This is a genomic window from Chryseobacterium defluvii (assembly GCF_014204415.1).
Lineage (GTDB): Bacteria > Bacteroidota > Bacteroidia > Flavobacteriales > Weeksellaceae > Chryseobacterium > Chryseobacterium defluvii_A.
On record NZ_JACHLE010000008.1, the window covers coordinates 1 to 24,823 of the forward strand.

The window sequence follows — 24,823 nt, forward strand, 5'->3', positions numbered from 1 at the left end:
TTTTAAACACTTATTTTTCTTTTACTTCAAATCAGCCTATCGGTTTTTTTTTTAAAACTAATAAATTTTCCTTTTAATTTATTTTTATAAAAAATTCGTTTTTTTTGTTTTGGGGGGGGGCGCAAACCCCCCCACGCCGAAATCCTTTATGGTATTTTAAATACAACAATGGTATAAAACAATTTCTTTTATAAAAGCTATTTTTCAGAAAATCGGAAACCTATCCCGTGCAGGTTTTCGATTGAAATATTCTGCTCATCTGCAAATATTTTCCGTAATCTGGAAATAAATACATCCAGGCTCCGTCCCATGAAATAATCATCGTCTCCCCAGATTGCTTTCAGGATATCCTGTCTCTTTACAACAATGTTTTTGTGGCGGATAAAATATAAAAGCAGTTCAGACTCTCTTTGAGTAAGGGCAATCACATCTCCTGTATTTTGCAGGGTATAGTTTTTAGGATCAAAATCATATTTTCCGACTTTGTATTTTTGCAAGGGAGCTTCCGTTTTTTTAGTACGCTTCAGGAAGATTTCAATTTTCAATATGAGCTCCTCTATGCTGAAGGGCTTTACCAGATAATCATCCGCTCCAATTTTTAGACCTTTGATCCTGTCTTCTTTAAGGGCTTTTGCAGAGATAAAAATAATGGGGATTTCAGTATTCTTATCACGGATGTGCTTTGCCAGATCAAATCCGTTTATTTCAGGCATCATGATATCCAGCAGGCAAATGTCAAAGCTCCGGGTATTGAATGCATCAAGCGCCGATCTGCCATCCGGATAATAATCAATATCATAATAAGGCTCCAGGCTGTCCTGGATCAGAAAAGCGATGGTTTGGTCATCTTCTGCATATAGAATTTTAGATTTCTCCATTATGTATACCGTATTAATTTAAGACGGAAAAAACAAAGTTATACTAATTCCCTTATCGGGATTGTTTTCAACCGAAATTTTCCAATGATGTTGTTGGACAATTTTTTTTACATAAAACAGCCCTAATCCAAAACCGTTGATCCCGTCACTCTTTTTTGTATTCACCCTGTAGAATTTATCAAAAATATGCGGAATATTCTTGGCGGGAATACCCATTCCATTATCTTTGAACTTTAAGTACAGACCTTTTGACTCCTGATGTGTTGAAATGGTAATACAGGGTTTGGTTTCACAATACTTTATAGAATTGTCCAGAATATTGTATATGATATTGGTAAAGTGAAATTCATCTGCAATGATTGATGTTGTATTTTCAATTTGTATATGGATGGTAAGGTTTTCATTCTTTTGCTGCATGGTATCTGCAATTTCCTGAATAAATGGCAGCAGCATTATTTTTTGAGGCTTTAATGACAGTACAGAAGCATCGTTTCGGGCAATATTCAATATTTTTTCAATATGATTGTTGAGTTTGTTGCCCTGATTGATGATGATGGAAGTATAGGTCTGCAGCTTAGAACTTCCCTTTATGGCATCCTGCTTGTTGAGTGCTTCTGAAGCTAAAAGTATAGAGGATAAAGGAGTTTTGAACTCGTGAGTCATATTATTGATAAAATCCCGCTGCAATTCTGAGAATTTTTTTTGCTGAATGATCGTGTAGATGGAATAAACATATACAAGGAGAATGATAATAAGTGCAAACGTAAGCAAATACCAGAACTTTAATGAGCTTATCAGGTAAGTGGTTTTATCAGGAAAACGTATGGAGAAATAATAGACCAGGTTTTTATGTTTTGGAAAATTAATGACCTCATTTTTTTTGCTTTCACCCTCATGGTCAGCCAGAATGTATTTTCCGTAGAGCATTTTATCGCTATGGCAATTGTATATGGCATATACGTAATTGGTATTGATCTGGAAACGGGTAAATTCTGTTTTCAGATAATGTTCAAGAACTGTGGGATAGAACTCTTTATTGATATTGACCACATAATAGTCGTTTGCAATATTCTGCACAGGATTTTCCGTAAAAGAAGCTTTTCCGTCATATAATTTTTCCACAACCTCCAGCAGAGCGATATTGACCTTCTGGTCAAATTTTTTATCCTCAAGATTATATGCCTGCCGGGTCCATAAGAGCTGCGCTATCAAAATACCGATAATAGCGATAAGACCAAGCGTAATAATAATATTGAGTTTTTTTATTTCCATTTTCAGAAGCAATATTATCCAAAAATATCTATTAATCTTTTATTATTAACAACTCGTTAACAAATGTTTGACAGCAGTTAACAATATATCTTAATGATCAGCTTTATCTTTGTTCTGTCAAAAAATGATAACCGGTTTATTTACTATCTGTTTTTAACTAATTAAATTTATACTCATGAAAAAATTAAGAATTTCAGCATTTGTTGCCGTTTTAGCATTCTCTCCGTTTTATGCAGATGTATTGCCTGTTGAAGGAGCTTCCGTTGTGAAGATCATTGCAGATCAGATCAAATGGGCATCAGAATCTATAGATGTAGGAAATATTCCTCAGGGAAAACCCAAGATTATCAGGTTTGAATTTACCAATACAACTTCCAAGCCGGTAATTATAGAAAATGTAGCGCCGTCATGCGGTTGTACTAAGGCAGGTCATACTGAGACTCCGATTCAGCCGGGTAAAAAAGGATTTGTGGAAGCAAGTTTTAATGCAGCAAGCCTTGGGCCATTTATGAAAACAGTAAGCGTTACAACAAGTGATAGCAAAACTCCTAAATCGCTTGCATTTAAAGGAGTAGTTGTGGCAAGTAATTAATACTCCCTGAAAAAATAAAAAACAACCCATAATATAATTATCGGGTTGTTTTTTTATGCAATCATTTATTTGGGTAAACGTATGAAATAAGGCCATTATCACTATTCTCTGCATGATTTTTAAAAAATAGCAGAAAAAATAATTATTTATAACATCTATTAATAACAGGATTTTAAATCATATCCGTTTAATATTTATTATTTTTAGAAAAAATTAAAACAATTATGAATTTATATACACAACCCATGCTCCGTGAAGATGCCCTGAAAGATAAAGTAGCTATTGTAACAGGCGGAGGCAGTGGTCTTGGAAAGGCAATGACCAAATATTTTCTTCAACTTGGAGCAAAAGTAGTAATCACCTCCAGAAATTTGGAAAAACTGCAGGGAACAGCGAAAGAGCTTGAAGATGAGACAGGAGGAAAAGTGCTTTGTGTTGCCTGTGACGTAAGAAATTGGGATGAGGTGGAAGCGATGAAAGATGCAGCCTTAAAAGAATTCGGGAAAATAGATATTCTGCTGAACAATGCTGCCGGAAACTTCATTTCTCCTACTGAAAGGCTTACCCACTCCGCTTTTGATTCCATTCTGGATATTGTGTTAAAAGGGACCAAGAATTGTACACTCTCTATAGGAAAACACTGGATTGCTTCCAAAACTCCCGGAACGGTTTTAAATATTGTAACCACCTATTCGTGGACAGGTTCTGCATATGTTGTCCCATCTGCCTGTGCAAAGGCCGGGGTGCTGGCTATGACTAGATCTTTGGCTGTTGAATGGGCCAAATACGGTATCCGTTTTAATGCAATTGCTCCGGGGCCTTTTCCTACAAAAGGGGCTTGGGACAGGCTTCTTCCTGGAAATTTACAGGAGAAATTTGATATGCGTAAAAAAGTTCCATTAAGAAGGGTGGGTGAGCATCAGGAATTGGCCAATTTAGCGGCTTATCTGGTTTCGGATTATTCTGCCTATATGAACGGGGAAGTGGTTACTATTGATGGAGGCGAATGGCTGCAGGGAGCGGGAGAGTTCAACATGCTTGAAGAAATTCCGCAGGAAATGTGGGATATGCTGGAAACGATGATCAAGGCAAAAAAATCAAACTAACGGTTTAAAATTTAAACAGATATTGTTGATTTAATATATATTAGAAAAATCAATGCGATATATAATGTTCAAAAATTTGACTTTCAATCATTTAAAACCTATAAGGTTGAGCTGCAATTTAACAATACCCTTAAACTTGAATATGAAAAAGCTGTTCTTTGTACTGTCAATGCTTTTAGGGAGCTTCTTATGGGCCCAGGATCTTAAAGTGATGAGCTTTAACATCAGGCTTCAGTTAGAATCGGATAAAGAAAATGCCTGGACGGTAAGAAAGCAGGACGCTATAGATCTCTTGAGTTATTATCATCCGGATTTTTTCGGGGTTCAGGAAGCATTGCCTGAGCAGATGAAGGACATCAAGAACGGATTGAAAAATTATGATTATGTGGGAGTGGGAAGAGATGATGGCAAAGAAAAAGGAGAGTTCTCAGCTATATTTTATGATGTCAGCAGGCTTCAGGTTTTGAAATCGGGGACATTCTGGCTTTCCGAAACCCCGGAAAAACATTCAAAAGGTTGGGATGCCGCCTATAACAGGGTTTGTACCTATGCTGTCTTTAAGGATAAGAAATCTAAAAAAGAATTTCTGGCTATGAATCTTCATTTCGATCATGTCGGAAATGTGGCAAGGGCTAAATCTGCAGAGCTTATCCTGAGAAAAATAAAAGAACTGAATCCTAAGAATCTGCCTGTGGTTTTAAGCGGGGATTTTAATTTAACAGAAAATACAGAGCCCATTAAAATTCTTTCTCAAAATTTAAAAGACAGTTTTCATTATTCTGAAACCAAACATTATGGCCCGGTCGGGACTTTCACTGCTTTTAATGTCAACGAGATCCCTAAAGACAGGATTGATTATATTTTTGTGAAAGGCTTAAAAGTGAAATCTCACAGGCACATCAATGACAGACGGGAAAACCTGCTGTATCCTTCCGATCATTTTCCTGTATGGGTAGATTTACAATTCTAAATAATGAAAGGCAATAGTTTTTATTGCCTTTTTTGTTACTTTTTTATTAGATTCGTTACTTATCATAAAAATAATTTAATGAAAAGGTTCATATTGGGTTTATTGTTGCTGAGTTCATGGGAATATTCTGCACAGGATTTATATATGCCCAGGAATATTAAAAAAGCCTATGAAAATGGCACACGTGATATTTCTGGTGCTCCCGGAAAGAATTATTGGCAGAATAAAGGGATCTATAAAGTCGAAGTAAAGGTGGATGCAAGCTCCAAAATAGTTTCCGGAAAGGAAGTTATCACTTATACTAACAATAGTCCGGATGATCTGAATGAACTGGCTGTGCGGTTTGTAAACAATTTACATAAGCCACAGTCTCCAAGATCAGGGGTTGTTTCTAAGGATTTTTTATCATCAGGGCTTCATATTACATCTTTTATCGTCAATGGCGAAAAATATCATGTGAATAGCGATGACTGGGCAACCGTTGAGAAAGTAAAATTAAATACTGCTTTAAAATCAAAATCGAAATCTGAAATCAAAATAGAGTGGGAATATCCATTATCTGTAGAGAGTGAAAGGGAAGGGCAAATTGATCCTGAAACATTTTATGTAGCCTATTCTTTCCCAAGAATTTCAGTCTATGATGATTATAACGGTTGGGATATGTTGCCACACTCGGGCCGGCAGGAATTTTATAATGATTTTAATGACTATACTTTCGAAATTGCCGCGCCCAAAAACTATGTAGTCTGGGCAACCGGCAGTTTCCTGAATCCTGAAGCAGTGCTGCAGCCTGAATATTTAAAAAGATATAAAGCTTCTTTAAAGAGTGATAAGGTAATGCATATTGCTACCGAACAGGAAATGAGATCCGGAAAAGTGACCAGGCAGAATAAATGGAACATCTGGAAATTTAAAGCTGACCATATCACAGATTTTTGTTTTGCCCTGAGCAATCATTATGTATGGGATGCAGCAAGTGTACAGTTAAGAACAAAAAGAGTAAGTGTACAGGCCGGATATAAATCGGGAACAAAAGATTTTGAGCATTATGTTGACTGGATGCGCTATAACATTGATTGGTTTTCAAAGAAATGGCCAGGAATAGAATATCCTTATCCTGTAATGACTGCAATTCAGGGATATGCGGATATGGAATATCCAATGATGATCAATGATACAAGTATCCCGGACGATTTTCAGGATTCGAGGCTGACGGCGGATCATGAAATTGTCCATACCTATTTCCCTTTCTATATGGGAATTAATGAAACCCGCTATGCTTTCATGGATGAAGGATGGGCAACGGTTTTTGAATACCTGATCGGAATTGATGAAAACGGGGAAGAACCTGCTAAAGAATTTTATCAAAACTTCCGTGTAAAGAAATGGATCGGTGACCCTTCTGCTGAGCAGGATCAGCCCATCATTACAATGAGTTCACAGATGAGCGGGGTGGGTTACGGAAATAATTCTTATGTAAAAGCGTCCCTGTCTTATCTGGCATTGAAGGATTATCTGGGAGACGAGCTGTTTAAAAAGGCATTACATCATTATATGGACAACTGGAACGGGAAACATCCGATTCCGTGGGATTATTTTTATTCTATGAATACGGGTTCCGGGAAAAATCTGAACTGGTTCTGGAACAACTGGTTTTATACCAACAATTATATTGATCTTAAAATTAACAGCATTTCCCAGGAAAACGATTTACTGACTGTAATTATTGATAATATGGGAGGCTTTGCCATTCCTTTTGATGCTGTGATCACTTATGAAGATGGTGTGGCGGAGAAATTACATTTTTCACCCTCCATTTGGGAGAAGGATCAAAAACAGACGAGCCTGGCTGTACCTGTTAAAAAGAAAGTGAAATCCGTGAATCTGGAAAATGGTATTTTTATGGATTATACGCCGGAAGATAATCAGAAAGGTTTTTAAATAAAAAATCGGCCTGAATAAAATTCAGGCCGATTCTTATTATTGGATATTTTACTATTAAAAAATATTAGTAAACTCTTAGTCCTGCTCTTGCTCCGGAAGTTGCCACTACAGACTGCATTCTTGTTCTCTGTCCTGCTGAGAACATGAACATGGCAGCATCATCTACATAGTCCATATAGTTCATGAACATTACAGATCTTTGAACGCCACTACATGTGTTGTATAGCGGATAAGCCGGTTTTCCGTAGTTGGCTGTAGTTTGTGTAGGAGTATCGGTTACCTGGTCGTTTCCACAATTGGCATCTCCCCAGATATGTCTTAAATTTAAGTAGTGCCCTACCTCGTGGGTTGCTGTTCTTCCTAAATTGAATGGAGATGAGGCTCCTGTTTTCCCAAAGAATGGAGCTGCAATTACCACACCGTCATTCCATAATCCTGAAGACTCAGGGAATGTGGCATATCCCAGAATGGTTTGTCCCTGACTGGTCATTTTACCTACCACCCACATATTTAGGTAGTTGGCCGGGCTTGTAGCGTCAATGCCTCCTTTGGATGCTTTTTTCATATCATCATTAGTAGACCAGCTTGTTTTGGTAGTGGATTTTCTGATGGTATTTACCAGTTTGAATTTTACCTTGGTGTCTCCTGCTTTTATGGTTTGGAATTCCGAAGGTATTTTGCTTGCATCACTGTTTGTTCCGGTATAATCGGCATTCAATACCGCAATTTGTTCTGCGATTCTTGCATCGGAAACATTTTCTGCGGAAGTTTTGTACAGTACATTCACAACAACCGGAATTTCTACGGTACCGTCTGCCAGCACTTTGCCAAGTTTGATGTCATTGGCAAACTTTTCGGTATTTGCCTCAATAGTTGCGAATTTCTGTCTGAGTTCCAGATTGTTCTGCAATGCTTCTTTTCGGATTTCTTCAGAAGCACAGCCCCTTTTTGCCGAAATATCAGCGGAAGATGCTTCTCCGTTAACGGGGTTTTCGTTTTGATTAGAAATGTTGTCGCTGTTACAAGCGGACATGAAGCCAAGTACAAGAGCTCCAAATAGTAATTTTTTCATAAGCTGTCTATTTTGTGAAATTTTCAGATTGTGAATTTATAGTATTTGAAATTAATGTGCAATATGTTTTTTATGCTTTTGTTAACAAATGTTTAATTTTTATTAAAAATAGTTATGTGATCCATATGTTATTTGTGTAAATAATGAATATTTGATAAATAATATTTTTAATAAAAATGACAGATAATTTACTATAATTCAACAATGTGTGATATTTAATTGCTTTTTATGAAATTAATATCACATATTTTTGATTTATTGATAAATATTTGAAGTGTATATTTTAATATAAATATGATTTTAATTGGCAAAACCGTTTTTAATGGCAAATACTGCTAATCCGACACGGGTTTTTAAATCCAGTTTTTCGCAGAGCTGATCCCGGTAACTTTCTACTGTTCTTGGGCTGCAGCACATTTTATCAGCAATTTCTTTATAGCTGAGTTCCGTTACGGTATATTTTAGGAATTCTTTTTCGCGATCGGAGATCCTTACGGCATTTTCGGCTTCCTTTTCATTATTAAGATTAGAGAATATGATCTTGGATGCCCAGTCGGGGTAGAAGAAGCCATCAGTATTTAATTTGGTAAGTGCATTTTCCAGTTCTTTCGGGTGGGTATTTTTCAGTAAATATCCTTTCGCTCCGTTTTTGATCATTTTGATTACACTTTTATCATCACCCTGCATGCTCAGAGCCATTACTTTAATCTCGGGATGATGTTCTTTGAGCCATAATACGGTTTCGAAACCATCCATGATCGGCATACTGATATCTAAAAGAATAATATCAGGTATTTTGCTGTTATTCTCAAACTTCTGAATAAGATCTTTTCCGTTTTCACAGACGTAAATGACTTCAAAGTCTTTGAAATTATCAATAATTCCTTCCAGAGCTTTTGCGATAAGTACATGATCGTCAACAATAACAATAGTTTTTTTCATGGCTGTCTTTTTAAGATGATATTAAGCATGGTTCCTATGTTTTTCTCACTGTTTAAACTGAAATCAGCTCCTATGATAGCTGCTCTGTTTTTCATATTGGTCAGGCCGATCCCATTGGATGTTATTTTGGATTTATCAAATCCCACACCGTCATCCCGGATCTTCAGTTCCCAAAGGGATTCTTCCGAAGTATTGAGATTAATGAAAATATTCTTGTAACGGGAATGCTTCATACTGTTCTGAATAAACTCCTGGGTTATTCTGAGAAGTACATTTTTATGGACAAATCCTAAATCCAGCTGTTTAAAGTTATGTTCAAAACTTACTTTACATTTTTTGAATGCATTGGTATTGTCTACTTCTTCCTGTATTAAAGTTACGATTTCCTTTTGATTTATATTGTCATCCGTTAAAGTTTTCGAAAGGCTTCTCAGGTCGTGGAGAGACTGATTGATGATCTGGGATACCTGTTCAATAGTTTCACTTACCTGCGGAACCTTATTTTCATGCAGTAGTTGTTGGGTGTAAAGGCTTACAAGAGTCAGTTTTTGTCCGATATTATCATGAAGTTCCCTTCCTATCTGCTGCATTGTGGCTTGCTGAATCTCCAGTTGTGTAGCTAAAAGTTCCCTTTGGTGGGCCTCATTTTTCAATTGGATCTCATTTAAATACTCTCTTTTTCTCTGTTTATATTTCCTGATATATACCATAACGGCAGCCACAAACAATACAAAGAAGATATTGAATAAAATTAACGTGATTAATAGCTCTGTTTTCCCCATATGAATGAAATTGAGAATAATATGTACATTAAGGTTCCGGAAATCAGGAAATAATTAAAATAAATATTCCATATTTCGATATGTTCTCTCAAAAGAGGGTAAAATGTCAGAAACGGAAGAGTCCCGATGTAAAATAGGGTCACTCCCAAATTAATGTAGAACATCCTGTTTTTGTTAAAGTTAAGAATGTCTGTGGAATTAATCTGTTTGTAATATTCCATAATAACAAGGAACATCAGGATAAGGCATCCGAATGTATAATTAAAGGAGAATACTATTTTACTTTTTGAAAAGAAAAACTCGCTGGGGATAAACGATAATAAATATAGCAGAGATAAGATGGAGAACAACTTTACTCTATTCAGTGATTTTGCAGCATATAACCAGTAAAAAAATATAAACTGAACGGGTATCACAAAATAATTATAAAATTTTGCTTTAGAAAACTCAATGAAATGTTCTCCCCATTTACCAAATGCCTCACACAGGAATATGAGGATGAGGTAAAACACAAAATATTTCCAATAATGTCCTTTTATGCGATTATAGTATAAAAGTGATACAGCTACGGCAAGGCCTTCTATCCAGAACATGCTTTCGGCTATAATTTTTTGGAAATCACTCATTGTGTTTGGTCTTTTAATAATTAATAGGTTTCTGTTTTTGGATCAGCCGGAGGAATAAGTTGTCCGTGGTTTTGCGCGCAGATTTCCGTGAGTGTAGATGTGGTAGAGTTCTCTCTTGAGTCCAAAGTTAGAGCTTCAGCATTTCCTTCTATATTATTGGGCTGGCTGTAGGTACTGGGATCTAAGGGATTAAAATCATAGTCTAGTAATGCATCATTTTCATCCTTCATTTTCAGGGTAGGGATCATAACCAAAGTGTGTTTTCCTGCATATTCAGGTTCTACAGACTGGTTTTCCATAATATCCCAGTTTTCTTCGGAAGGATAAGCCGCATAATAAAATCTTATTCCCAGGTCCTGCCCATTGATGTTGGTATCCACTTTCTGTACCTCACTCTCTATATCAGCAATGAATTTCTTTAAAACGTTGAGATCAAACCGGATAGAACGTGCATCATCCATGCTGAGATTAGAGTTGATCGTACTTAACTGATTATTACGGTAATTATTAACCAGGTTTTGGATCAGGGTAGTATTCATGGTGCTTGGACCGGAAAGGATCTCGCTTTCACTACTGAAGGTAGGTTTTGTTTTCATAATATATAGCTTTTATAATAATGTTAGTTGATAGTACAAATTTCGGAAAAAAAAACATGTCAAATGCTGTTGTTTTTCCTGTTTATTATCCGTGATTTTACGGATTGCAAATTGCCATAAAAATGTAAGAGGCCTCAAAAATAATTTTTTGAAGCCTTTGCTGAAGTGATATTTTGTCTTTGTTCTGATGAATGGATAAAATACATGCTTTTTATACTAAAATAATCACTAATAAAAATAAGTGCTGCAGATAAAACATACAGCACTTACTTACAAAAATAATATATATGAAAAAAAACTACTTTACTTTTCTGCCGGTCTGAAAACCAGGCCTGTTTCTTCGAAATAATCCAAGGTGATCCTGTCTCCGTCATTTACATTTCCTGCAAGGATCTCACGGGATAATTTATTTAATACTTCCTGCTGGATCACTCTTTTCAACGGCCTTGCTCCAAAAGCTGGGTCATAGCCCTTATTCATCAGATAATCTACGGCATCCTGGGTAGCGGTCATAATGATATTTCGTTTCGCCAGCATATCATTGAAGCCTCTCAATTGATACTGAACAATTTTCCCGATCTCTTTTTTTCTTAAAGGCTGGAATAATACCACTTCATCAATCCTGTTAAGGAACTCAGGACGTAAGGTCTGTTTCAGTAAATCGAAGACTTCAACCTTAGTTTTATCTACAATTTCATCCAATGCGCTGTCAGGCTGAGCAGAGTCGAAGCCTTCAAAATTCTCCTGGATCAGGTGTGAGCCCAAATTTGAGGTCATAATAATGATCGAATTTTTGAAATTGACCACGCGGCCTTTGTTATCCGTCAAGCGTCCATCATCCAAAACCTGTAATAAAGTATTGAAAACATCAGGGTGGGCTTTTTCAATTTCATCTAAAAGCACCACGGAGTAAGGTCTTCTTCTCACGGCTTCCGTTAATTGTCCGCCTTCATCATAGCCTACATATCCCGGAGGCGCACCTACTAATCTGGAAACGCTGTGACGTTCCTGATATTCACTCATATCAATTCTCGTCATATTGTTTTCATCATCGAATAGGAATTCAGCCAGTGCTTTTGCAAGTTCGGTTTTACCAACTCCGGTTGTCCCCAGGAAGAGGAATGAACCGATCGGTTTTTTCTCATCACTCAGTCCGGCTCTGTTTCTTCTGATAGCATCCGCAACAGCCTGGATCGCTTCATCCTGCCCTACAACCCTGTGATGAAGTTCAGTTTCAAGATTCAATAATTTTTCTCTTTCGGACTGTAAAAGTTTGGTTACGGGAATCCCTGTCCATTTAGCGATCACTTCGGAAATATTTTCAGAAGTTACCTCTTCCTTGATCAGTTCATTCTGGTGATTCTGCATTTCAAGCTCCATTTTTTTCAGCTCTTCTTCCTTTTCACGAAGCTTTCCATATTGGATCTCCGCAACTTTTGCATAATCTCCGGCTCTTGAAGCTCTTTCCGCCTCCAGTTTCAGAGCTTCAATATCTTTTTTGATCTGAGTTAAATCCTCAGACTTTTGCTTTTCTTTTAACCATTTTGCATTGATTTCGTTTCTCTCTTCAGAAATTTTGGCGATATCTTCCTTTAAGTGATCAATTTTTGTCTGATTGCCTTCTCTTGAAATGGCAGCCAGTTCAATTTCCAGTTGCATCAATCGCCTGTCCAGAACATCCAGTTCTTCCGGTTTTGAATTGATCTCCATTCTTAATTTAGCAGAAGCTTCATCAATAAGGTCAATTGCCTTATCCGGTAAAAAACGGTCTGAAATATATCTTTGAGACATTTCCACAGCAGCGATGATCGCCTCATCTTTGATCCTTACTTTATGGTGAGCCTCATATTTATCTTTAATACCGCGAAGAATAGAGATCGCAGATTCCGTATCCGGTTCTTCTACCATTACTTTCTGGAAACGTCTTTCAAGAGCTTTGTCTTTTTCGAAATATTTTTGATACTCATTTAAGGTTGTGGCTCCGATGGCTCTTAATTCCCCTCTTGCCAAAGCCGGTTTCAGAATGTTGGCTGCATCCATTGCGCCTTCGCCACCTCCGGCTCCCACTAGAGTATGGATCTCGTCAATAAAAAGAATGATCTGCCCGTCAGATTTGATCACTTCATTCACCACAGATTTCAGACGCTCTTCAAATTCTCCTTTATATTTTGCGCCGGCGATCAACGCCCCCATATCTAGTGAATATAAAGTCTTATCCATTAAATTTTCCGGCACATCCCCGCTGATAATTCTGTGGGCAATTCCTTCTGCAATTGCTGTTTTCCCTACACCCGGTTCACCAATTAATATCGGATTGTTCTTTGTTCTTCTTGAAAGGATCTGTAAAACCCTTCTGATCTCTTCATCACGCCCGATGACCGGATCAAGTTTTCCTTCGGCTGCTAATTCATTAAAATTCTTAGCATATTTATTCAAAGACTGGTAGGTTTCTTCTGAACTTGCAGAAGTTGCCTTGCTGCCTTTTCTTAGCTCTTTGATCCCGCCTTCCAGAAGGTTTTTGGTTACACCCATATCCTTAAGCATTTTAGAAACCTCAGAACTGGTTTCCAGAAGAGATAACCACAAATGTTCGATCGTTACATATTCATCACCCATTTTTTTAGCAATATTAGGTGCATCAAGCAAAACCTTGTTAGCAGATTGTGAAAGATAAATGTTTCCTCCCTGTACTTTCGGAAGCTTCTCTAAATTTTCACGGTTGCGCTCTCTTACCAAATTAGCATCTGCTTCAGATTTTTTTAATAAGAAAGGCGAAATATTTTCATCTACCTGAAAGATCCCCTCAAGTATATGTTGAGGTTCAATACTTTGATTGCCAAACTCCATAGCAACCTGTTGTGCTGCCTGGATGGCTTCCTGTGATTTTACGGTATATTGATTTAAGTTCATGTTTATATTTTTGAAATTCTAGATTTTAGACATCAGATTTCAGACCATAAGAGATTGAATTAATTATAAATTTCAAAACCTGATATCTAAAGTCTGATGTCTTTCAATCTGATTTAATCATTTAATTCGGGAGATTTATCGCAAAAAGTATTCAATTATTGAATTTATAAAAAATTAAGACAAAATTTCCGAATTTTATATTTTTAATGTAAAATTAGCTTGACAAAATTTCCGAATTTCAAAAATACTGCGAATAAAGTTTGTCATTCTTTATAGTTTGAATGGTAAATTCCCCTCCTCCGGAGGGGTGGCAAATCTTTGATTTGACGGGGTGGTTAAAAAAGAACCCTCATATTAAATTAGAATAATTACTTTTGTATGTATCAATGGAGCTTAAGGAAAAACAAAGAAAAATACTGGACGTAGCAATTGAACTTTTCAAAGAGAAGGGTTATCTGGGTAGCTCTGTACGGGATCTGGCTACTAAACTAAATATTAAAGCCGCATCTTTATATGCTCACATCCGTTCAAAGGAAGAAATTCTGGAATGGATATGTTTCGGAATGGCACAGGATTTCTTTGTAGAGCTTCAGGCAGTGAAAAACACAGATATTATTCCAAAAGAAAAGCTGAATCTGTTTATAGATAAACACTTATCGGTCGTTCTTAAAAACCGTGATGTTACTCATATCTATTCCAATGAATGGAGGCATCTTGAAGAAAGACTTCCGGAATTTGTAGAATTAAGAAAAAAATATCAGTTTGAAGTGGAAGAATTGATTTCCGAGATCTACAAAGCAGAGAACTGGGAACTGAAATCTCCGACTTTTACTACAAGATTTATTCTTCATACATTAAATAATTCCTATTTCTGGTTCAAAAGAAACATTGAGTCGACCTCTGAGATCAATGATGAGATAAGAGATAAAATACTTTTTGGTTTACTGGGAAATCAGAAACAGTAATTTTAATCACAAATTTTTTAATAAGATAAAGGTACTTATATCATTATGACGAAGGAAGAATCTCTTTTTAGAGATATTTTTCACTTTACTTTGTTCTGTTAAGAATAGCAAAAATCCAAAAGGAACTTCTTGAACATATAATCACAAAATTAAAACAGAGTTTTTGTTATTCCGTAGGAATCTGAACAGCACTTTATAATTTAACCTATAGATTCCTACGGGATGGTAAAAGCTTGACTTTGCCGAAAATCTGCGCCATTTGCAAAATCTGCGAGAGAAAGCATCATAAACGATTAGTATATTTTAAACCTCTATGTAAGATGCAAAGTATTTAAATTCCATTATTTAGAAACATTCAAAATATGATGAAAATCATAAAAATTTTGTCAAGAGCAAAAATCTTTTTAAATTTACACCTAACAAATGTTAGTTAGTTTTATGGATTTTTGCAGAAAGAAATTTGATGAATTAGTAAAAGCTCAACAGCTTGTTATAAATACCGATGACTATCTTAATTTTGTAGGAAGCTTCGGAAAAAATATAGAAAACGCAGTGAAAAAAACGGGTAGGGATTACCACAAACGTGAAAATTCATGCTCAGGACAGTTTGCCTAAGTGCGAAGATGGAAAAATTAACAGAATACTAAAAAAATAATGAATTCATTTTATAAGCTAAAAACTGTAAAGGTTCAGAAAGATACCAATGATGCAGTGAATGTAGCGGTGGAAATTCCTGAAGAACTGAAAGATAAATTCAGGTTCAAGCAGGGGCAGTATCTTAATTTTAAATTAATGGTAGACGGTAATGAAGAACGCCGTTCTTACTCTATCTGCAATGCTCCAAGTGAAAAAAGCAATACATTGGAAGTATTGGTAAAGCTTTTAGAAGGAGGAAAAGTATCAGGATATTTCAACGAGCATCTTCATATGGATGAAGTTCTTGAAGTAATGCCTCCTATGGGAAGTTTCAATACCTCTTACCACCCAACCAATACCAAAACCTATGTTGGTTTAGCGGCAGGAAGTGGGATCAGTCCAGTACTTTCCAATATTAAGGAAAGCCTTTACCAGGAACCCAATAGTGATGCTTACCTGTTCTACAGTAACAGAAGTATGAATCATGTAATGAAAAAGGCTGAAATCGATAAATTGGTTGAACACTTCAACGGAAGATTAAAAGTGATCTATCTTGTAAGCCGTGAAAAACATGAAGATCCTGTATTTGAAGGAAGAATTTCTGCTGAAAAATTAGAGCAGTTATTTGAAAGATATACAGATATCGATGTTAAAGAATCTACTTACTTCATCTGCGGACCTGCGGAAATGATCAAAGGTATTGCAGACTATTTAAAGAAAGATAAAAAAGTACCTGCAATCCAGGTTTTATTTGAATATTTTACTGCTCCGGACGAAGAGAATTCTGAAGAGATGAGTGAAGAATTCAAGGCGATTGCTAATATTGAAAGTATGGTAACCGTAATCATCGATGATGATGAATATTCATTCCACCTGAATTCCAAAAAAGAGAGTATCTTAGATAAAGCATTGAAAGACAATCTTCCTGTCCCTTTTGCATGTAAAGGAGGAGTTTGTTGTACGTGTAAGGCGGAAGTTTTAGAAGGAGAAGTGTTCATGGAGAAAAACTTTGCCCTTACCGAAGAAGAAGTAGCCCGAGGTTATGTTCTGACATGCCAATGTCACCCTACAACCAATGTGGTGATGCTTAATTATGATGTATAAATCAATGTAACAATATACCAATGTAAAAATGTAACAATCAATTGTCATTCTGAGCAAAGCGAAGAATCTTATTGGTAAACTGTTATATTGCTACATTGTTAAATTATTAACACATTGCTAAATTGAAAAATTATGGACTTAGAAAAATTTGTTCAATACGTTCACGAAGAAAATAAAGTAGAACCAAAAGATATCATGCCTGATGATTACAGGAAGCTATTGGTTCGTCAGATCTCACAGCACGCCCATTCTGAAATTGTAGGAATGTTGCCGGAAGCTAACTGGATCTCCAGAGCACCTTCATTAAGAAGAAAAATGGCTCTTTTGGCTAAAGTTCAGGACGAGGCAGGACATGGATTATATCTTTACGCTGCTACTGAAACATTAGGAAACGGAACCATCAGAGCAGACAGAGATGCTACTTATGATGATATGCTTTCTGGAAAAGCAAAATATTCAAGCATCTTCAATTATCCTACTCTAAGTTGGGCAGATATCGGTGCAATCGGTTGGTTGGTAGATGGAGCTGCGATTATGAACCAGGTAATGTTGATGGGGAATTCTTACGGTCCTTATTCAAGAGCAATGGTAAGGATCTGTAAAGAAGAATCTTTCCACCAAAGACAGGGATATGAAATCTTAATGGCGCTTTGTCGTGGAACAAAACAGCAGAAAGAAATGGCTCAGGCGGCATTAAACCGTTTCTGGTGGCCGGCTTTAATGATGTTTGGCCCAAACGATGACAGTTCGCCAAACTCTAAAATTTCTATGAATTACAGAGTAAAAAGAGAAAGCAATGACAGTCTTCGTCAGAGATTTATCGACGTTACCGTTTCTCAGGCTGAATTCTTAGGATTAACCATTCCGGATCAAGATCTGAAATGGAATGAAGAAAGACAACATTACGATTTCGGTGAACTTCCTTGGGATGAATTCATGACCATCTTAAAAGGAAACGGACCTTGTAATAAGAAAAGATTACAGACAAAGGTAAATGCTCAGCAGGAAAACCTTTGGGTAAAAGAAGCGGCGGCAGCTTTTGCAGAAAAACAGGAAAAAATTTCAATATAACAATATACCAATGTAAAAATGTAACAATCATTGTAATGCTAAGCTTATCGAAGCATCTCATTGTTAAACTGGTACATTGATACATTGTTAAATTAATTTTAATTATGGCAAATTTAGATATGTGGGAAGTGTTTATTCAGACTAAACCGGGATTATCCCACAAGCACGCCGGAACAGTTCAGGCACCAACAGCGGAAATGGCATTGCAGAATGCAAGAGACGTGTATACAAGAAGAAAAGAAGGAACCTGTGTTTGGGTCGTTCCAAGTAAATATATTATGAGCTCAGAAGGAATGGAACAGGATGCATTTTTCGATCCTGCGGATGATAAGCTTTATCGTCACCCAACTTTCTATGATATTCCGAACGATGTAAAAAATATGTAAAATAGAAGCTATAAGTTAGATTATAGAATCTAGTCTAATTTCTAACCTCTAATTTCTAAATTCTATAAAAATGAATCCACTATATAATTATTTATTAAAGCTTGCCGATGACAGTTTCATCATGGGGCAAAGATTATCTGAATGGTGTGGAAAAGGTCCTTACTTAGAAGAAGATATTGCCTTAACTAATATCGCTTTGGATGAGCTTGGTCAGGCAAATAATTTTTACGTGTATGCTTCAAGAGTAGCGGATAACGGTAAAAATGAAGATGATTTGGCATTCCTAAGATACGAACATGAATATGTAAATGCACATTGGGTAGAATTGCCCAATGAAGACTATGCACAAACAATTCTTAAAGTATATGTATTCTCTGTGTATCAGAAATTAATGTACGAAGCTTTATCAAACTCTGCTGACGAAGAACTTTCAGCTATTGCTCAAAAATCTTTGAAAGAAGTAAAATATCATTATACACACACTTCTTCATGGATGAAAATCTTCGCTCAGGGAACAGAAGAAAGCCGTGAACGTTTAGTAAAAGCCATTGAAAATATTTGGGAATATACAAAAGGTTTATTCGCAAAAGTAGAAGGAGAAGATGATCTGATTTCATTAAGCATAGCTCCGAATGTTGATGAATTATATCAGCAGTTCGTAGCCGTTACAGAAAAAGATTTCCAGGATTTTGGATTAGAATATCTGAAAGATCACTTCATGCAGCCAAAATCAAGAACAGGCTATCATACAGAATATTTCGGATATATTCTTTGTGAATTGCAGTATATGCAGAGAGCTTATCCGGGGTGTACATGGTAGAAATAATGTAACAATTTAACAATCTAGTAATTTACCAATATGACAAATGAAAATAATAATCCAATAATTAACAAAACACTTCAGTTTTCATTGGATATTATTGATTATTGTGAAAAGCTAGATAAAGAAGGAAAATATGTTATTTCTAAACAATTGTTACGTCAGCTACAAGTATAGGTGCGAATGTTCATGAAGCTCAAAATCCTTCAAGTGAAAATGATTTTATCCATAAAATGAAAATCGCTGCAAAGGAAATTGAAGAAACAAAATATTGGCTGTATTTGTGTGAACATTCTAAAAACTATCCATTTGATGAGAATTTAAAAAATCAGATTTTGGAAATTTCCAAGATTGTTTATAAAATCTTGAATACAAGTATAAACACAAAGTAAAATGAAAATATACCAATTTAGCAATGTATCAATCTGGCAATAATTATTACATTGAGAAATTCTTAAATTGGTACATTGGTAAATTTTTAGATTGTTAAATTGATACATTTATTAGAAATATTAGAACTCGTTCCCGATCCGGAAATCCCGGTGATCAATATCGTGGAATTGGGCATTGTGAGAGATGCAAAAATTACCAGCGAGAATTCTTGCGAGGTGACCATTACTCCTACTTATTCTGCCTGTCCTGCTATGTTTACCATTGAAGAAGATATCACAAAGATCATGAAAGAGAACGGTTGGGAAGCAAAAGTAGTAACCAAAATGTTTCCAATATGGACAACAGATTGGTTAACTGATGAAGCAAGAGAAAAACTTCGTGTATATGGAATTACACCTCCCGAAAAAGGAGCAGACGAACATCATATTGGGAAACCGAAAAAATGCCCTCGTTGTGGTTCCATGCATACCAAACAGATCAGCAGATTCGGGTCTACATTATGTAAGGCTTCCTATCAATGCTTAGACTGTTTAGAGCCTTTTGACTATTTTAAATGTCACTAAAATTAATATAACAATGTAATAATGTAACATTTACTAGTATTTTCTGTACGACATTATAATTGTTGCATTGTTAGATTGATAAATTGTTACATTATGAGTAAATTAGTACATTATTAAAATCTTTGAATTTTTAAATAATTTAATCTTTAAATTAAAAAGCCATGTATACACAACTTGATATTGAAACGCATTTTGACGGAAAACTCAAAATCGCCTACCTCAATCAGCCGGAAACGATGAATGCACTTACAAAACCTTCATTAGCAGACTTAAGAGATTTTGTTAAAGAATGCAGTGAAGACGAAACAGTAAGATGTGTCGCGATTTCAGGAAGAGGAAGAGCATTCTGTTCCGGACAAAATTTAGATGATGCTTTCGTTCAAGGTAGCGAACATCATGACAGATACATCGTTCGCAAGATTGTTGAAGACTATTATAACCCATTAGTAACAGAAATTGCACATTGCAAAAAACCTGTGGTGGCTTTGGTCAACGGTCCCGCTGTGGGAGCAGGAGCAATGTTGGCTTTGATTTGTGATTTTGTTTTGGCGAATGATAAAGCATATTTTTCTCAGGCATTTTCCAATATTGGATTGATCCCGGATACAGGAGGAACTTACTTTTTACCAAAACTTTTAGGAAGACAATTGGCAAATTATTTAGCATTCACAGGTAAAAAATTATCTGCCGAAGAGTCCAAATCTTACGGATTGGTAGCTGAAATTTTCAGTGAAGAAGAATTCATGCCGAAATCAATGGAGATTTTAGAAAGAATATCCAATATGCCGACAGCAGCTTTCAAACTTACTAAAAAAGCTTTTGCTCACTCTTACGACAATACATTAAGTCAGCAATTGTCATTAGAAGCAGATCTGCAACAGGAAGCCTCCGACACAGCAGATTTTATAGAAGGTGTGAATGCCTTTTTGCAAAAAAGAAAACCTAATTATAAAGGAAAATAAAAATTAATATAGCAATCTATCAATGTAGCAATTTACCAATTGAAATTGCTGTTGTGCGATAAATGGGAATTGTTACATTGTTATATTGATACACTGTTAAATTATGAATATTGGAATTATTGGCGCAGGAACCATGGGTATTGGAATTGCTCAAGTGGCTGCAACGGCAGGATGTAAAGTTGTTGTATACGATGCACAAGGTCCACAAATAGACAAAGCGCTTTCAGGCTTAGAGAAAACCCTTCAAAAATTAGTTGAAAAAACTAAAATTTCTCAGGAAAAAGCTACAGAGATCAGAAACAATATCAGTAAAGCTGAAAATCTACAGGATTTAAAAGACTCCGATCTCGTAATTGAAGCCATCATTGAAAACAAAGAAATTAAAACCAAAGTCTTCACAGAACTGGAGAACTATGTTTCAGAAGATTGTATCATTGGTTCCAATACGTCATCCATTTCCATTACTTCTTTAGGAGCGGAATTAAAGAAACCGGAGCGTTTCATTGGAATTCACTTTTTCAATCCGGCTCCATTGATGCCTCTGGTTGAGGTTATTCCATCCTTAGTGACAGAAAAATCATTGGCAGAAAAAATGTACAACCTCATGAAAGAATGGGGTAAAGTGCCTGTGATCGCAAAAGATATTCCCGGATTTATTGTTAACAGAATTGCACGTCCCTATTATGGAGAAGCATTAAGAATTGTGGAAGAAAACATTGCAACTCCGCAACAGGTTGATGAAGCGATGAGAACCTTAGGAAACTTCAAAATGGGACCTTTTGAATTAATGGACTTAATTGGAGTTGATGTGAATTTTGCTGTAACAACAACCGTTTACAAAGACTATTTCTACGATCCGAAATACAAGCCATCCTTATTACAGCAACGTATGTCTGAAGCCAAACTTCATGGAAGAAAAACCGGAAAAGGTTTCTATGATTACAATGAAGGTGACGAAAATCCTGTGGCTCAAAAAGACGATGCATTGTATCAACAGATATTCCTAAGAATAATCTCAATGCTGATCAATGAAGCTGTTGAAGCAAAAAGATTAGGCGTTGCCAATGATGAAGACATTGAATTGGCAATGCAAAAAGGAGTAAACTACCCAAAAGGCTTACTAAACTGGGGAAAAGAAATTGGTTATTCAAAGATTTCTGAAACCCTGCAAAACCTTTACGAAGAATATCAGGAAGAAAGATACAGACAAAGCCCGTTACTTCGTAAAATGTAACAATATAAAAATGTAACAGTGTAACAGTGTAACAATTATTGGTACATTGATACACTGTTACATTGGTAAATTAGAATAATTATGACGCCGAGACAAGTTGCAGATTATATGCTCAATCAGGATTATTTTTCCCAATGGATGAATATCAAAATGATTGAAGTTAAAGAAAATTATTGTTTAATAGAAATGCCCATCAAAAAAGAAATGATCAATGGGCTTAAAACAGTTCATGGAGGAGTAACATTCGCTTTTGCAGACTCTGCATTAGCGTTTTCGTCCAACAACTCGGGAGATGCAGCTGTTGCACTGAACTGTATCATCAATTTTACCAAAGCAGGAAAAGAAGGCGATATCTTCAGAGCAGAAAGTATATTGGTAAACGAAACAAGAAAAACAGCAGTTTACGACATCCAGATCACCAATCAAAACAAAGAATTGGTAGCGAAATTTGTCGGGACAGTCTATAAAATTGGAAAAAAAGTAACGGAGCTATAAGCTCAATATAACAATTTAACAATCTGATAATGTACCAATGGAAAATGTGATGCTTATTGTTTTGTTGTAGTATTTGACCGTCAATAATTGTTAAACTGTTATATTGGTACATTGCTAAATTAAAAATGATGATAAATTTTGAAAATAATCCATTGATTGAAAAAACCATTCAATTTTCTTTAGATATAATTGAATTTTGTGATCTATTAGAGGAAAAAAGAAAATTTGTTGTTGCAAAACAATTGTTACGTTCAGGAACAAGCATTGGTGCAAATGCATTTGAAGCACAAAATCCACACAGTAAAAATGATTTCATCAACAAGATGAAAATTTCAGCCAAAGAATTAGAAGAAACCAAATATTGGCTATATCTGTGTAAACATTCCAAAAACTATCCCTTTGATGAAAAATTGGAACATCAAATTATAGAATTAGGAAAAATTATTTATAAAATATTAAGTACAAGTCTAAATAAAAATCAACCTTAAAAAATGTAACAATGTATCAGTTTACCAATGTAACAATAATTGGTACATTGCTACATTATTAGATTGTTAAATTGAATAAAATGAACAACGTATACATCATAGATTACATCAGAACACCCATTTCAAAATTACAAGGAGGACTATCAGAAGTTAGAGCAGATGATTTGGCGACAGTAGTGCTGAAAGAAATTATTGCTAGAAACCCTGAAGTTCCTGTGGAAGAAATTGAAGATGTTATTTTCGGATGTGCCAATCAGTCAGGAGAAGATAACCGTAATGTAGCGAGAATGGGGCTTTTGTTAGCTGGACTTCCATATAAAATTGGAGGAGAGACAGTAAACAGGCTTTGCGCTTCGGGAATGTCTGCCGTAGCTAATGCTTTCAGATCCATTGCTGCAGGAGAGGGAGAAATTTATATTGCAGGTGGAGTAGAGCACATGACACGTTCACCTTATGTAATGTCAAAACCAAGTATGGCATTCGGAAGAGACAGCCAGATGTTTGATACCACTTTCGGATGGCGTTTCATCAACCCGAAAATGAAAGAAATGTACGGAGTTGATGGAATGGGAGAAACTGCTGAAAACTTAGCAGATATTCACCAGATCAGTAGAGAAGATCAGGACAAATTTGCACTTTGGTCTCAACAGAAAGCGACAAAAGCACGGGAAAGCGGAAGATTGGCAGAAGAAATCGTAAAAGTTGAAATTCCACAGAAAAAAGGAGAAGCTAAAATCTTTGATACTGATGAATTCATAAAGCCAACATCTTCTATGGAAGGGCTAGGAAAACTTCGTCCGGCTTTCAGAAAAGAAGGAACGGTAACTGCCGGGAATGCTTCAGGAATGAATGACGGAGCAGCAGCTCTTATTCTGGCAAGTGAAGAAGCCGTTAAAAAATACGGATTAAAACCAAAAGCTAAGATTTTAGGATCATCAGTTGCAGGAGTTGAGCCAAGAATTATGGGAATCGGACCCGTAGAAGCAACGCAAAAACTATTGAAAAGATTAAATCTTTCATTAGACGATATGGACATCATTGAACTAAACGAAGCATTTGCTGCCCAAGCTTTAGCTGTAACAAGGAGCTTAGGCTTAAAAGATGATGACACAAGAATAAATCCTAACGGGGGAGCCATTGCAATAGGGCATCCACTTGGCGTTTCAGGAGCAAGAATCGTTGGTTCTGCTGCATTGGAGCTTCAAAAGCAGGATAAGAAATATGCATTATGTACCCTTTGTATTGGTGTAGGACAGGGTTATGCAATGGTAATCGAAAAAGCGTAGCTTTTTCAATATAACAATCTAAAAATGTATCAATGTAACAATTCCTGCCATGCTGGACTTGTCGAAACATCTAATTGGTAAACTGTTATATTGATACATTGTTAAATTAAAATTTTATGAACATCTACTCATATCACGGAGTCCGCCCCATCATCAAACCCTCTGCCTACATTCATCCGAAGGCAGTGATCATTGGTAATGTGGAAATAGGCGAAGAAGTTTATGTTGGCCCCAATGCCGTTATCCGTGGTGACTGGGGTAGAATCATTGTAAAAGATGGTGCCAATGTTCAGGAAAACTGTACCCTTCATGTATTCCCGAATATTGAAACCATTTTAGAAGAATCCGCACACATTGGTCATGGGGCGATCATTCATTCCGGACATATCGGTAAGAACTGTTTAGTTGGAATGAACTCAGTCGTAATGGATAAGGCTATTATTGGGGATGAATGCATCATCGGGGCATTGGCTTTTGTTCCTGCCAATTTCAGGTGTGAATCTAGAAAATTGATAGTGGGAAGTCCTGCAAAAGTGATCCGTGACGTATCAGATGAAATGATCCGCTGGAAAACAGAAGGGACAAAATTGTACCAGGAACTTGCAAGAGAAGGAAAAGAAGCTATTCTGCCTTGTGAGCCATTTACAGAATTTGTTCAGCAGACACCTACAAAAATTGTTGATTACAGCATTTGGGATGATGTAAAATAATCAACCGTACAAAATATAAT

At 36.1% G+C, this 24,823-nt stretch carries 26 protein-coding genes; 18 read left to right on the top strand and 8 right to left on the bottom strand.

Annotated elements, in window-relative coordinates; genetic code table 11:
- Positions 1 to 197: 197 nt before the first annotated feature.
- Together HNP38_RS17205 and HNP38_RS17210 are read right to left on the bottom strand one after the other, a co-directional pair.
- Positions 198 to 878, bottom strand: coding sequence for a response regulator transcription factor (locus HNP38_RS17205; RefSeq protein WP_184191883.1), 681 nt, complete (start codon positions 876 to 878; stop codon positions 198 to 200).
- 18 nt (positions 879 to 896) lie between these two features.
- Entirely contained in the window at positions 897 to 2,150 is a 1,254-nt protein-coding gene (locus HNP38_RS17210) for a sensor histidine kinase (RefSeq protein WP_184191886.1), read from the bottom strand.
- 175 nt (positions 2,151 to 2,325) lie between these two features.
- Between HNP38_RS17210 and HNP38_RS17215 the strand changes: the two genes are divergently transcribed.
- From HNP38_RS17215 to HNP38_RS17230, 4 genes are all read left to right on the top strand, one after another.
- Positions 2,326 to 2,742 carry a DUF1573 domain-containing protein gene (locus HNP38_RS17215; RefSeq protein ID WP_184191888.1) on the top strand — a complete coding sequence of 139 codons (417 nt, stop codon included), beginning with the start codon at positions 2,326 to 2,328 and terminating at the stop codon, positions 2,740 to 2,742.
- A 224-nt stretch (positions 2,743 to 2,966) separates the two neighbouring features.
- A complete protein-coding gene (locus tag HNP38_RS17220; protein ID WP_184191890.1) occupies positions 2,967 to 3,848 on the top strand; it encodes an SDR family oxidoreductase in 882 nt (293 codons plus the stop codon).
- A gap of 142 nt (positions 3,849 to 3,990) precedes the next feature.
- The gene (locus tag HNP38_RS17225) at positions 3,991 to 4,818 is read left to right on the top strand and encodes an endonuclease/exonuclease/phosphatase family protein (RefSeq protein WP_184191892.1); all 828 of its coding nucleotides are present in this window, start codon (positions 3,991 to 3,993) and stop codon (positions 4,816 to 4,818) included.
- A gap of 78 nt (positions 4,819 to 4,896) precedes the next feature.
- On the top strand, positions 4,897 to 6,759 hold the full coding sequence (locus HNP38_RS17230) for a M1 family metallopeptidase (RefSeq protein ID WP_184191894.1): 1,863 nt from the start codon (positions 4,897 to 4,899) through the stop codon (positions 6,757 to 6,759).
- A gap of 67 nt (positions 6,760 to 6,826) precedes the next feature.
- Here HNP38_RS17230 and HNP38_RS17235 read toward each other — a convergent pair whose 3' ends face one another.
- From HNP38_RS17235 to clpB, 6 genes are all read right to left on the bottom strand, one after another.
- The gene (locus tag HNP38_RS17235; protein ID WP_184191896.1) at positions 6,827 to 7,834 is read right to left on the bottom strand and encodes a zinc metalloprotease; all 1,008 of its coding nucleotides are present in this window, start codon (positions 7,832 to 7,834) and stop codon (positions 6,827 to 6,829) included.
- A gap of 300 nt (positions 7,835 to 8,134) precedes the next feature.
- Positions 8,135 to 8,776: a response regulator transcription factor gene (locus tag HNP38_RS17240; protein ID WP_184191898.1), complete on the bottom strand. Its 642-nt coding sequence runs from the start codon at positions 8,774 to 8,776 to the stop codon at positions 8,135 to 8,137.
- Entirely contained in the window at positions 8,773 to 9,558 is a 786-nt protein-coding gene (locus HNP38_RS17245; protein WP_184191900.1) for a sensor histidine kinase, read from the bottom strand. Before HNP38_RS17245 ends, HNP38_RS17240 begins: the two co-directional genes overlap by 4 nt.
- Positions 9,537 to 10,184, bottom strand: coding sequence for a hypothetical protein (locus HNP38_RS17250; protein ID WP_184191902.1), 648 nt, complete (start codon positions 10,182 to 10,184; stop codon positions 9,537 to 9,539). Before HNP38_RS17250 ends, HNP38_RS17245 begins: the two co-directional genes overlap by 22 nt.
- A 20-nt stretch (positions 10,185 to 10,204) precedes the next feature.
- The gene (locus HNP38_RS17255; protein WP_184191904.1) at positions 10,205 to 10,780 is read right to left on the bottom strand and encodes a hypothetical protein; all 576 of its coding nucleotides are present in this window, start codon (positions 10,778 to 10,780) and stop codon (positions 10,205 to 10,207) included.
- A 303-nt stretch (positions 10,781 to 11,083) separates the two neighbouring features.
- On the bottom strand, positions 11,084 to 13,690 hold the full coding sequence (gene clpB / locus HNP38_RS17260; protein ID WP_184191906.1) for an ATP-dependent chaperone ClpB: 2,607 nt from the start codon (positions 13,688 to 13,690) through the stop codon (positions 11,084 to 11,086).
- Between the two features lie 386 nt (positions 13,691 to 14,076).
- On the opposite strand from clpB, the gene HNP38_RS17265 reads away from it, so the two are divergent.
- The 14 genes from HNP38_RS17265 (at position 14,077) to HNP38_RS17330 (ending at position 24,803) form a co-directional block, all read left to right on the top strand.
- Positions 14,077 to 14,655 (top strand): TetR/AcrR family transcriptional regulator, encoded by a 579-nt coding sequence (locus HNP38_RS17265; RefSeq protein ID WP_184191909.1) that lies wholly within the window; start codon positions 14,077 to 14,079, stop codon positions 14,653 to 14,655.
- A gap of 423 nt (positions 14,656 to 15,078) precedes the next feature.
- A complete protein-coding gene (locus tag HNP38_RS17270) occupies positions 15,079 to 15,270 on the top strand; it encodes a hypothetical protein (protein ID WP_228461089.1) in 192 nt (63 codons plus the stop codon).
- Positions 15,271 to 15,309: 39 nt separating this feature from the next.
- The gene (locus tag HNP38_RS17275; protein ID WP_184191911.1) at positions 15,310 to 16,395 is read left to right on the top strand and encodes a 2Fe-2S iron-sulfur cluster-binding protein; all 1,086 of its coding nucleotides are present in this window, start codon (positions 15,310 to 15,312) and stop codon (positions 16,393 to 16,395) included.
- A 132-nt stretch (positions 16,396 to 16,527) separates the two neighbouring features.
- The gene (paaA, locus tag HNP38_RS17280) at positions 16,528 to 17,466 is read left to right on the top strand and encodes a 1,2-phenylacetyl-CoA epoxidase subunit PaaA (protein ID WP_184191913.1); all 939 of its coding nucleotides are present in this window, start codon (positions 16,528 to 16,530) and stop codon (positions 17,464 to 17,466) included.
- Positions 17,467 to 17,570: 104 nt separating this feature from the next.
- The gene (gene paaB, locus HNP38_RS17285) at positions 17,571 to 17,852 is read left to right on the top strand and encodes a 1,2-phenylacetyl-CoA epoxidase subunit PaaB (RefSeq protein WP_184191914.1); all 282 of its coding nucleotides are present in this window, start codon (positions 17,571 to 17,573) and stop codon (positions 17,850 to 17,852) included.
- Between the two features lie 70 nt (positions 17,853 to 17,922).
- The gene (paaC, locus tag HNP38_RS17290; RefSeq protein WP_184191916.1) at positions 17,923 to 18,672 is read left to right on the top strand and encodes a 1,2-phenylacetyl-CoA epoxidase subunit PaaC; all 750 of its coding nucleotides are present in this window, start codon (positions 17,923 to 17,925) and stop codon (positions 18,670 to 18,672) included.
- Positions 18,673 to 18,845: 173 nt separating this feature from the next.
- Positions 18,846 to 19,064 carry a four helix bundle protein gene (locus HNP38_RS18155; RefSeq protein ID WP_317166746.1) on the top strand — a complete coding sequence of 73 codons (219 nt, stop codon included), beginning with the start codon at positions 18,846 to 18,848 and terminating at the stop codon, positions 19,062 to 19,064.
- 99 nt (positions 19,065 to 19,163) lie between these two features.
- Positions 19,164 to 19,628, top strand: a complete 465-nt coding sequence (gene paaD, locus HNP38_RS17300; protein ID WP_184191918.1) for a 1,2-phenylacetyl-CoA epoxidase subunit PaaD — start codon at positions 19,164 to 19,166, stop codon at positions 19,626 to 19,628.
- Between the two features lie 161 nt (positions 19,629 to 19,789).
- Positions 19,790 to 20,590 carry an enoyl-CoA hydratase/isomerase family protein gene (locus tag HNP38_RS17305; protein ID WP_184191920.1) on the top strand — a complete coding sequence of 267 codons (801 nt, stop codon included), beginning with the start codon at positions 19,790 to 19,792 and terminating at the stop codon, positions 20,588 to 20,590.
- A gap of 103 nt (positions 20,591 to 20,693) precedes the next feature.
- A complete protein-coding gene (locus HNP38_RS17310) occupies positions 20,694 to 21,824 on the top strand; it encodes a 3-hydroxyacyl-CoA dehydrogenase NAD-binding domain-containing protein (RefSeq protein WP_184191922.1) in 1,131 nt (376 codons plus the stop codon).
- Between the two features lie 81 nt (positions 21,825 to 21,905).
- Positions 21,906 to 22,319 carry a PaaI family thioesterase gene (locus HNP38_RS17315; RefSeq protein WP_184191924.1) on the top strand — a complete coding sequence of 138 codons (414 nt, stop codon included), beginning with the start codon at positions 21,906 to 21,908 and terminating at the stop codon, positions 22,317 to 22,319.
- A gap of 128 nt (positions 22,320 to 22,447) precedes the next feature.
- Positions 22,448 to 22,807 carry a four helix bundle protein gene (locus HNP38_RS17320; protein WP_184192001.1) on the top strand — a complete coding sequence of 120 codons (360 nt, stop codon included), beginning with the start codon at positions 22,448 to 22,450 and terminating at the stop codon, positions 22,805 to 22,807.
- An 80-nt stretch (positions 22,808 to 22,887) separates the two neighbouring features.
- Entirely contained in the window at positions 22,888 to 24,093 is a 1,206-nt protein-coding gene (pcaF, locus tag HNP38_RS17325) for a 3-oxoadipyl-CoA thiolase (RefSeq protein WP_184191926.1), read from the top strand.
- A gap of 116 nt (positions 24,094 to 24,209) precedes the next feature.
- The gene (locus HNP38_RS17330) at positions 24,210 to 24,803 is read left to right on the top strand and encodes a transferase hexapeptide repeat family protein (RefSeq protein WP_184191928.1); all 594 of its coding nucleotides are present in this window, start codon (positions 24,210 to 24,212) and stop codon (positions 24,801 to 24,803) included.
- Positions 24,804 to 24,823: the final 20 nt, after the last annotated feature.